Raw genomic sequence first — 9567 nt, forward strand, 5'->3', positions numbered from 1 at the left:
TACGTGGTGATATGCGCAATTTTCTGGGAACACGGCAAGCTCGGGGCGCATCCAAAGCGGGCCCGCGCCTGGAAGTGATCATCGACGGGCACCGCCCGTCAGTTCCTCTCCATGCTCCCTGGAGTGCGCACCATGAACGTCTCGGTCGTCCTGTTCACCTCCGACCTGCGACTGCACGACCATCCGCCGCTGCGGGCCGCCCTGGACGGCGGACGATCCGTCGTTCCGCTGTTCGTGCGGGACCCGGCGGTGGACGGCGCCGGATTCGCCGTACCGAACCGGTTGGCCTTCCTCGCCGACTGCCTGCGCGACCTCGACACCGGGCTGCGCGAGCGGGGCGGCCGGCTCGTCGTGCGCCACGGCGACCTCGTCCGCGAGGTGTGCCGGGTCGCCGCCGAGGCCGAGGCCGACGAGGTGCACATCGCGGCCGACGTCAGCCGGCACGCGCGCAGACGGGAGGACAGGCTGCGCCGCGCCCTGGAGGCGGACGGCGTACGCCTGCACGTGCATGACACGGTGACCGTCGCCGTCGCGCCCGGGGCGGTGGTGCCGGCCGGCTCGAACCACTTCGCCGTGTTCACACCGTACTTCCGGCAGTGGTCGCGGCAGCCACTGCGGGATCCGCTCGGGGCGCCCCGGACGGTGCAGGTCCCCGAGGGAGTCGGCTCCGAACCCCTGCCCTCACGCAGCGGCATTCAGGGGCTTTCGGCAGGCCTCGCGGCGGGAGGCGAGGCCGAGGGCCGCGCACAGGTCGCCGCGTGGCTGCGCGACGGGGTGGCATCGTACGAGGACCGCCATGACGACCTCGCGGGCGACGCCACCTCCCGGCTCTCCCCGCATCTCCACTTCGGCACGCTGTCATCCGCCGAACTCGTCCAGCGGGCCCGCCGGGCGGGCGGACCGGGCGCCGACGCCTTCGTACGGCAACTCGCCTGGCGCGATTTCAACCGCCAGGTCCTCGCCGCCCGCCCGGCCGTCGCCGCCTCCGACTACCGCACCCGGCACGACAGTTGGCGCTCAGGAGCACAGGCGCGGGAGGACGTCGAGGCGTGGAAGGAGGGCCGCACCGGGTACCCGATCATCGACGCGGCGATGCGTCAGCTACGCCACGAGGGCTGGATGCACAACAGGGGGCGCCTGCTGACCGCGAGCTTCCTCACCAAGACGCTGTACATCGACTGGCGAATCGGTGCCCGGCACTTCCTGGACCTTCTGGTGGACGGCGACATCGCCAACAACCAGCTCAACTGGCAGTGGACGGCGGGCACCGGAACCGACACCCGGCCCAACCGGGTCCTCAACCCCGTCACCCAGTCCAAGCGCTACGACCCCGACGGTACGTATGTACGCCGCTGGGTGCCCGAACTGCGGTCGCTGACAGGGTCATCGGTGCACGAGCCGTGGAAACTGCAGGGCCTGGACCGGGCCGCCATCGACTACCCGGACCCCGTCGTCGACCTGCCCGACGGCCTCGCCCGCTTCAAACGGGCGCGTGGCCTCGACTGAGCCCCCGCTCCGACGCCGCCTCACCGCCGTACAGCGTCCCCAGGGTTGTCAGGGCATCCTCCAAGGACGTGGGCCTTGGCATCCCGGCGTCCGACCGGCCGAGCCAGCCGGGGCCGCCCAGCATCACCAAGGGGCTGCGGCGGGCACCCTTCACTCCCCACCGGGCGCCGGCGATCCGCCGGGCCAGCGGCAGGCCGGCCGTGGAGCGGGCCTGCGCCCACAGGACGACGGCCGTCGGACCGAGCCGGTCGACCGCCGAGGTCAGCGCCTCGGCGGGGACGGCGGCCCCGAACATCCGGCTGGGCAGGCCCAGTTCACTCAGCCCGGCATGGAGCGCCTCCAGCGCAAGGGTGTGCTGCTCGCCGGGCATACAGGCCAGCACCACGGGCCCGGGCGCCGCCACGCCGCCGGAATCGGCCGCCGCCGGGCGGGCGGCGCGACGCAGGGTGGTGGAGACGTGCCAGGACAGCAGATGCTCGACCTCGACGTAACGGTCCCCGGACGAGGCCCACTTGCGGCCCACGGCGTGCAGCGCGGGCACCATCACCTCGCGCCAGGCGACCACGAGACCGTGCACATCGACGGCTGAAGCCAATTGCCGCTCCACGGCGGGCGCATCAAGCCGCACGGCGGCCCGCCCAAGCCCTCGACACTCCTGCCGCACACCACCCAGGGGCAACGCGCCGGCGGCACGGGAAGCTCCGCGCCCAGTTGCTGACTGGGCCCTGGCGTTGCGCGCCTGGCTGTCACCCGGGGTGGGGGCCGGGGCTCGCCGGGGGGCGGTGCCGGGCGTCGGGTGTTCGTCCGGGGTTCCGGTGGTGGTCTGTCGGGCGGCGGTGCCGGGCGTCCGGCGGACGTTCGGGGTTCCGGCGGTGGTCCGTCGGGTGGCGGTGCCGGGCGGCAGATTGTCGGCCGCGATGGACTGTGTGGGGGCGCCTGGCACCAGACCCTCGCCCGGCGTTTCGGGCGCAGTCCGCTGCGCCGCGCCGCCCACCGCCACCGCCACCGCCCGGCCAGCGGCCGGGGGCCCGGCTGCCAGCTGTCGCGCGGTGCGGGCTGCCTCCGCCGGTGGGACGCCGGCGGAGGTGAGGCGGCACATCGTCTCCAGTACGGCGATGTCGCTCGCGGTCCACCTGCGGTGCCGTCCGTCCGGGCGGATCGCGGGGCCGATGCCGTACCGGCGGTCCCAGGAGCGCAGCGTGGTCGGTGCCACGCCCAGCCGACGGGCCAGAGCGCCGGTGGTGAGACCGGCCGCCGATGAGTCGCCGCGCATGCCGTCCATGGGGCGACTCTACGAGCCTCGCGGCACCATACGACGCAGAATCGACGCGAGTTGAGGCCCCGCGCCCTGGCCTCGGACGATGACAGCACCGTCGTACACGCCCGGTCGTACACGCCCGGCCGCCGCCGGATCACCGAGGGTAAGTCGTTCCCGTGCGAGGAGTCTCGTCATGACCATGCTTGAGCCCGCCGGGCGGCCCGTCGCTTCCGCCGACCCTCCGTCGGACGACGAGGACCTGGTCCGGGCCCTCGTCGCGGGCGACGATGCAGGCCTGGCGGCCGTGTACCGGCGCTGGTCCGCGCTGGTGCACACCCTGGCCTGGCGCTCACTCGGAGACGCGAAGGAGGCCGAGGACGTCACCCAGCAGGTCTTCCTCGGTGTGTGGCGAGCCCGGCGGGGCTACCGGCCGGAGCGCGGACCGCTCGCCGCGTGGATCGTGGGCATCACCCGCCACCGCATCGCCGACGCGCTGGCCGCGCGCACCCGCCGCCACGAGCCGACCGCCTCGGCGAGCCTCCGGCCGGCGCTCGCCGAACCCGCCGCCGACCGGTTCGAGGGCGCCCTGGACCGCGTGGTGGTGCGCGCCGAACTCGCCAAGCTCGCGTCGGCCCAGCAACGGGTGCTGCGGCTCGCCTTCTACGAGGACCTGAGCCAGAGCCAGATCGCCGAGCGCACGGGCTGGCCGCTGGGCACCGTCAAGAGCCACACACGGCGCGGGCTCTACCGACTCAAGCGCGAACTCGAACCCGTCTTCGACTCGGAAACCCCATGACGACCCGCCCCGACCACTCGCCCGCCCGCTCACCCTCCGCCCACCCTCAACTCGCCGGCCCGGCGATGAACACCTCGGGGTGCGGTGAGCGGTGTCGGTGGCTCCGTTTAGGCTCCCGTCCATGAGTGAGGCAGACAGAGGCACCGGACGCCGGGTCGTCGACGGGCGCTTCGAGTTGGAGGCCCGTCTCGGTGGAGGCGGGATGGGGACCGTCTGGCGGGCCAGGGACCTGGTGCTGCACCGGCTGGTGGCCGTCAAGGAGGTCCGCCCGCCCGACCGGGATCTCGCCGAGTACGACCCCGAGGGCGCCCGGATGCTGCGCGAGCGCGTGCTGCGCGAGGCCAGGGCCCTGGCCCGGATCGACCACCCGAACGTCGTCACCGTCCATCACATCGTCGACGGCGGTGAGGGCACCTACCCGTGGATCGTGATGGAGCTGGTCAGCGGCGGCTCGCTGGCCGACCGGCTGGCCGGCGCGCCGATGACACCGTCCGAGGCGGCGCGGACCGGCCGGGGTGTGCTGGCCGCGCTGACCGCGGCGCACGCCGCGGGCATCCAGCACCGGGACGTCAAGCCCGCCAATGTGCTGCTGCGGCCCGACGGGCGACCGGTGCTGACCGACTTCGGCATCGCCGCGATCCGCGAGGCGACCAGCCTCACCGCCACGGGCTCCATCATCGGCACCCCCGACTTCATGGCACCCGAGCGCATCTCGGGGCACGAGGGCGGAGCGGCCTCCGACCTGTGGTCGCTGGCGATGATGCTGTACGCCGCCGTGGAGGGCCACCACCCGCTGCGCCGAGGCACCACCCTGGCCACTCTCGCCGCGGTCCTCCACGACGACGTGCCGCCGCCGGTGCGGTCCGGAGCCCTCGGCGAGGTGCTGATGAGCGTGCTCGTACGGGACCCGTCGGCGCGGCCCTCCGCGGAGGTGCTGGACCGGCGGCTCGCCGAGATCGAGTCGGCCCCGCCCGGCACGACGACCTGGCGGGACGACCCCACCTCCTACCCGCTGAACCCTCCGTCCACGGCCCCGGCCCCGTCCACCGCCCCGCCGGCTTCATGGCCCCCGCCCGCTCCCGCCACGCCGGACGTGCCCGTCGGGGCCGGCGCTCCCGGCTTGCCCGGCACTGCAGTTCCGGCCGGGTTCGGCCCGCCCCCTGTTCTGCCGGGGCCGGTACACCTCACGCCCCAGCCGGTGACCGCACCCGTACCGGCGGCACGCCGGGGCGGACCTGGTCCGAAGATCCTTTGGGGCGTCCCGGGAATCACGCTCGCCGCCGTCCTGCTGTGGTGGCTGCTGCCGCTCGGCGGCGACTCGGGTGACGGGAAAGCGGGCCCCTCGACGTCCGCCTCGACATCCACCACCCCCTCCACCACCGCGTCCTCCGCCAACCTTTCCCCACAACCGACCACGTCACAGTCCACACCGTCCACACCCGCCCCGGCGGCCCAGAAGTCCGACGACGCCCGAACCGACACGCTGCTCACCCCGACCGGCATCCGCACGGTCATCGACGCGTTCAAGAAGGACACCGGCCGCGACAGGTTCGGCGACTTCACCGTGTACGAGGACTACGCGATCGCCGATGTGATGCTCAACGGCAGCGACACCAAGTTCGACAGCTACACCTACCGCCCTGGGAAGGGCGTGGAGAAGAGCATCATCAGCGGCTCCCTGTCGGGCGGCAACCAGCCCTTCCGTCTCGACGGCTTCAACTGGGACCGGGTTCCGGCGCTCCTCCAGGAGGCGCACAAGAAGCTCAACGTCGCCGACCCGAAATACCGCTATCTGATGGTGAGGCAGCCCAACACACTCAGCGACGAACCGCTCGGGATGGCGCTCTACCTGACGGACGACTACGGAGCCGGCTTCCTGGAGGCGGACCCCCAGGGCAAAGTGACCGACGTGTCGCCCGCCGAGGACTGATTTCCCCTGGCGCGATCGACACCGTCCGAGGCAGGGTGTCCTCGCTACCGGGCCGGGCCGGGGTCGTACCGCTTCAACGCACGGTGACCTGACCGCGCCCGCGCACGAGAACCGGGAGGCGTCCCATGGGCGCCTCCCGGTATCCGTGAACTCCGTTCAGTGGCGCAGTTTGACCTTGCTGAGCGCGGCGACGCCGAGGGCGGCGAGGGCGATCTGGACGAGCCACTCGACCCAGTCGACGCCGTCGGTGTCTGCGACGCCGAGACCGGCTGCGATGCCGGTTCCGACGAACGCGGCGACGATGCCGATCGCGATCGTCCAGAGGATGCCGATGCGCTGGCGGCCGGGTACGACGAATCGACCCAGGACACCGATCACGATGCCGATGACGATCGCGCTGATGACGCCTGATATCTCCATGAGCGGTATGCCGTCCCTCGGTTGACTGGTGGCATACGAGTGCCCGTTCGAGTCGGCACTACTCTGCGCGAACCGCCGAACCTTCCAGCCTCGGGTGTCAGTCGGCGCAGAGAGTCCAGAGCGTGGCGTGGTACTCGCCGTCGGGAGACGAAGGGTCGGTCGGTGCCGTGGCGCTGCTGCCGGTGGCGGAACCGTGCCGGTCGACGTCGTTCGCCGCGGCCTGGCGGCCGCCCAGGGAGTGCAGTTGGGTGAACCGGCCGGTGTCGATGCGGTAGACGTAGGCGGTGAAGCCGGGGAAGGCTTCCCCGACGACGAAGGGTCCGCCGACACCGTTGATCGCGGTTCTGAGGGGGCCCGGGCCGAAGGGCGTCATGGTCCCCGTGGTGAGGTCGAAGGCGTATGCGGCGGGCCGGTTGCTGGCGACGACGGTGTGCCCGGTGACGCGCGGCTGGTACGACATCTGCGCGCCGAGGTCGGTCCAGACCCCGGTGCGGATGTCGTAGGCGAAGCCGTGGGTGGGCGGCAACTCGCCGGTGCCGCCGGTCGGTTGCGGCTGGGTGATGCCGACGATCGTGTGGCCGCTGACCGAGGTGACCTTGCTGTAGACGCCGCCATGGAGGCCGACGTCCGTCATGACGTGGGTGCGCAGGTCGTAGACGAAGGGCTGGCCTCCGTCGAACACCGAACCCGGGGCGCCCCAGGTCCCCACGACGTAGCGGCCCTGGGAGATCCCGACCGGGACGCTGCCGCCGTCCGGGCCGGCCGGGGTACCGAGATCCGTCATGACGCCCGTGCGGATGTCGTACACGAAGGCGTGGTTGCGCAGGTTGCCCGGTGTCCTGGCGTTGCCCACCACGAGGTGACCGCTGATGGCCCTGACCTGGCTGTCGGTGCCGCCGAAGGTGCCCAGTGCCCGCATGCGACCGGTCTGCAGGTCGTAGACGAATCCACGCCGGTCGCCGTCGGCCAGCGTGGAGTTGCCGATGACATAGCGGCCCTGGACGTCGACGGCGTCGCTCGAAGTGCCTCCGAGGGTGCCGAGGTCGGTCATGACCCGTGTGGAGCGGTCGTACGCGAAGGCGTGCCACACGTTGTCGTCGGCGGTGGCCGCGTTGCCGACCACCGTGTCGCGGTCGAGTGCGACCCCGTAGCTGCCGGTCCCGCCGAGGGTGCCGAGGTCGACGGCGGTGTACAGCGGTGGCTCGGAGGTGTGCGCGGACGCCTGCCCGGAGCCGAGTACGAGCAGCGCGAGGGTGACTGCGGCTGCTGCGACGCGGGCACGTAATCGTCTGGATCTCATGAAGCCCCCTGTGATTGGAATGCGCGGACATGAGGACGTGCGGAGTGCGGACTTGCCGGCAGGGGGAACGCGCGGGGTTCAACCGTCGTGCGCGTGCGGGTCGCCGCCGTTCACCCGTGATCTTGTCCTTGCTACCGTCCGGCCGATCCGGGCAGGCTCGGGGGCGCCGAATGTACGGAAAAACTCATCCGTACGACGATCCGCCATGACCATTCCGGACGCATGTTCGGTAGCTGTCAATCGGGACGCCGACTGGACGGCACGCGAAGGCGGCCGCCGTGGTGGTCCACGACGGCCGCCCGAGGGGAGTGCGAGGTCAGCAGATGCGGTGCACTCGCTGGGTGTTCAGCTCGTAGCGGGCGCCCACGATGGCCAGCGCGCCCGACTCCACCTTGGCGGCGAGGTCGGGCTCCGCGGCCAGGCGCGAGCGTATGAGGCGTACGTTGGCGTCGATCGTCGCGTCGATGCGCGCGTCACCGTTCTTGCTGCGGTCGATGGCCGGGGTGATCTGGTCGGCCAGATACTGGATGTGGGCGGGCAGTTTCTCGCCCGACTGGTCCGCCTGGACCGTGGCCTTCACAGCTCCGCACGACTGGTGGCCCAGCACCATGAGCAGCGGGATCCCCAGTTCGAGCACGCCGTAGGCGAGGCTGCCGAGCACGGCCTCGTCGAGGACCTGGCCCGCGCTGCGTATCGTCATCAGATCGCCGAGGCCCTGGTCGAAGACCAGCTCCGGAGGTACCCGGGAGTCGATGCAGCCGAGAATGAGGGCGAAGGGGTGCTGGGCGGTCGTCAGTGCCTGCCGGACCTCGGGGGACTGGTCGGGGTACTGCTGCCGGAAGGTGCGCCAGCGGCGGTTGCCCTCCGACAGCTCCCGAAGCGCCTCATCGGCGGTGGTGGGGTGCTTTCGCTGGGCGGCGATGTGCGGTGCGGCGAGCGCGGGTTCGGCGCCGAGGGTCAGGCCGGCGCCGACTGCCGCGGTCCCGGTGAGCGCGGCGCGCAGGAGGGAGCGCCGGGCGGGAGATGCTGTCCGCTGCGAGGGGACGGCTCTGTGAGGTGTGGGGTCAGAGTTCACAGAGGGGAACGTATGTCCGGCTCGACGTTCCTCTGTTCCGGTTGCCGAATCATGATCGAAAGTTGAAGTACTTTTGGCGGCTTCGGGAGAATCCCTTGGGTGGCGCTCAAGTGGAGCCGGTGCATCGGGAATTGACGAACCGACAGCCCTGCCCGAAGGGCCCTGGTCAGGCGTCGCGGGAGCCGGCCGCAGGCGTTGTCGGCGCCAGCAGCCGGCGCACCGCCTCCAGGTCCGCCACTCTGCTGCGGCGCAGTCGGCCCCGGCTGTCGGCGTCGAGTTCGGCGGGGCGGACGGCCACCAGGCGTATCCCGTTTTGCGGGATGAGCGTGTCGCGACGGGCGTCGTACAGTGCTCGCTGCTCGCCCCGGTGCACGCCGCTGACGGTGAGCCGGTGGGGCTTGTCGAAGTGCGGCATCGGCCGGTCGTGCTGGAGCTCCCGGTACTCGACCACCAGGCGCAGGTCCGGCCAGTACGAGTCGACCGGCAGTCTCACCCGCCGCCCGTTTCTCCCCGGATCGCCCAGCAGCCAGTCGAACCTGTGCTGACGCAGTCCGGTCTGCCCGAGTGCTTCGTCGCACAGATCGAGGACGTACGCCTCGTCGCTGTCGTGTCTCGCCATGCGCGGGATTCTCCCAGGCCCCTCAAAAACGCCGCAGCCGACGACCACGGGCCCGCCGTGCCACGGATGGCGTTGGCGGGCCACAGGAGTACGACCGCGCCCGTCACCTTCGGCGGTGTCTCCTTGATCGTCGGCTGCTCCGCATGGCCCGCTCCCTGGGGAACCGGCCACTGCGCGGCCTCAGTACTGCTCGGTCTCCACGAAGCTGCCGTCCGCGTCGCTGTCGGCGCCGAAGGCGTCCGCGGCGGCGGTCGGGTTGAATCCGGGCGGGCTGTCCTTCAGGGCCAGGCCCATGTCGGCGAGCTTCGCCTTGACCTCGTCGATCGACTTCGCACCGAAGTTGCGGATGTCGAGCAGGTCGGCCTCGGAGCGGGCGACGAGCTCACCCACGGAGTGCACGCCCTCACGCTTGAGGCAGTTGTACGACCGGACGGTGAGGTCCAGCTCCTCGATCGGCAGCACCAGGTCGGCGGCAAGGGCGGCGTCCGTGGGGGACGGGCCCATGTCGATGCCCTCGGCGTCGATGTTGAGCTCACGGGCGAGCCCGAACAGCTCGACGAGCGTCTTGCCGGCGGAGGCCATGGCGTCACGGGGACGCATCGCCTGCTTGGTCTCGACGTCGACGATCAGCTTGTCGAAGTCGGTGCGCTGCTCGACACGCGT

Annotated in this window: 9 protein-coding genes; 3 read left to right on the forward strand and 6 right to left on the reverse strand. The window is 71.7% G+C overall.

Annotated elements, in window-relative coordinates; all coding sequences use genetic code 11:
- The first annotated feature begins 132 nt into the window (after positions 1–132).
- On the forward strand, positions 133–1506 hold the full coding sequence (locus ABZ855_RS31900) for a deoxyribodipyrimidine photo-lyase (RefSeq protein WP_360812816.1): 1374 nt from the start codon (positions 133–135) through the stop codon (positions 1504–1506).
- Here ABZ855_RS31900 and ABZ855_RS31905 read toward each other — a convergent pair.
- Positions 1481–2788 (reverse strand): MerR family transcriptional regulator, encoded by a 1308-nt coding sequence (locus ABZ855_RS31905; protein WP_360812793.1) that lies wholly within the window; start codon positions 2786–2788, stop codon positions 1481–1483. The genes ABZ855_RS31900 and ABZ855_RS31905 overlap by 26 nt on opposite strands.
- Before the next feature lie 169 nt (positions 2789–2957).
- Between ABZ855_RS31905 and ABZ855_RS31910 the strand changes: the two genes are divergently transcribed.
- Entirely contained in the window at positions 2958–3560 is a 603-nt protein-coding gene (locus tag ABZ855_RS31910; RefSeq protein ID WP_360812794.1) for a sigma-70 family RNA polymerase sigma factor, read from the forward strand.
- 121 nt (positions 3561–3681) lie between these two features.
- Complete coding sequence (locus tag ABZ855_RS31915; protein WP_360812796.1) at positions 3682–5490, forward strand: serine/threonine-protein kinase; 1809 nt, start codon at positions 3682–3684, stop codon at positions 5488–5490.
- Positions 5491–5646: 156 nt separating this feature from the next.
- On the opposite strand, the gene ABZ855_RS31920 is transcribed toward ABZ855_RS31915, so the two are convergent.
- The 5 genes from ABZ855_RS31920 to ABZ855_RS31940 all read right to left on the reverse strand — a co-directional run.
- Positions 5647–5910, reverse strand: a complete 264-nt coding sequence (locus tag ABZ855_RS31920; RefSeq protein WP_360812798.1) for a GlsB/YeaQ/YmgE family stress response membrane protein — start codon at positions 5908–5910, stop codon at positions 5647–5649.
- A 97-nt stretch (positions 5911–6007) separates the two neighbouring features.
- Positions 6008–7210 (reverse strand): hypothetical protein, encoded by a 1203-nt coding sequence (locus ABZ855_RS31925; RefSeq protein ID WP_360812800.1) that lies wholly within the window; start codon positions 7208–7210, stop codon positions 6008–6010.
- A 316-nt stretch (positions 7211–7526) separates the two neighbouring features.
- Positions 7527–8285, reverse strand: a complete 759-nt coding sequence (locus ABZ855_RS31930; RefSeq protein WP_360812802.1) for a carbonic anhydrase — start codon at positions 8283–8285, stop codon at positions 7527–7529.
- Between the two features lie 166 nt (positions 8286–8451).
- Complete coding sequence (locus ABZ855_RS31935; RefSeq protein WP_360812804.1) at positions 8452–8904, reverse strand: hypothetical protein; 453 nt, start codon at positions 8902–8904, stop codon at positions 8452–8454.
- Positions 8905–9084: 180 nt separating this feature from the next.
- The coding region (locus ABZ855_RS31940; protein WP_360812806.1) for a DNA-directed RNA polymerase subunit alpha C-terminal domain-containing protein at positions 9085–9567 on the reverse strand (483 nt) is incomplete at its 5' end.

This window comes from Streptomyces sp. NPDC047042 (assembly GCF_040644035.1).
Classification (GTDB): domain Bacteria; phylum Actinomycetota; class Actinomycetes; order Streptomycetales; family Streptomycetaceae; genus Streptomyces.

What these genes read in the sequence shown, in the direction of transcription:
- ABZ855_RS31925 (WP_360812800.1), bottom strand. Translation starts at nt 7,210, where the DNA reads ATGAGATCCAGACGATTACGTGCCCGCGTCGCAGCAGCCGCAGTCACC.
- ABZ855_RS31910 (WP_360812794.1), top strand. Translation starts at nt 2,958, where the DNA reads ATGACCATGCTTGAGCCCGCCGGGCGGCCCGTCGCTTCCGCCGACCCT.
- ABZ855_RS31935 (WP_360812804.1), bottom strand. Translation starts at nt 8,904, where the DNA reads ATGGCGAGACACGACAGCGACGAGGCGTACGTCCTCGATCTGTGCGAC.
- ABZ855_RS31920 (WP_360812798.1), bottom strand. Translation starts at nt 5,910, where the DNA reads ATGGAGATATCAGGCGTCATCAGCGCGATCGTCATCGGCATCGTGATC.
- ABZ855_RS31915 (WP_360812796.1), top strand. Translation starts at nt 3,682, where the DNA reads ATGAGTGAGGCAGACAGAGGCACCGGACGCCGGGTCGTCGACGGGCGC.
- ABZ855_RS31900 (WP_360812816.1), top strand. Translation starts at nt 133, where the DNA reads ATGAACGTCTCGGTCGTCCTGTTCACCTCCGACCTGCGACTGCACGAC.
- ABZ855_RS31905 (WP_360812793.1), bottom strand. Translation starts at nt 2,788, where the DNA reads ATGGACGGCATGCGCGGCGACTCATCGGCGGCCGGTCTCACCACCGGC.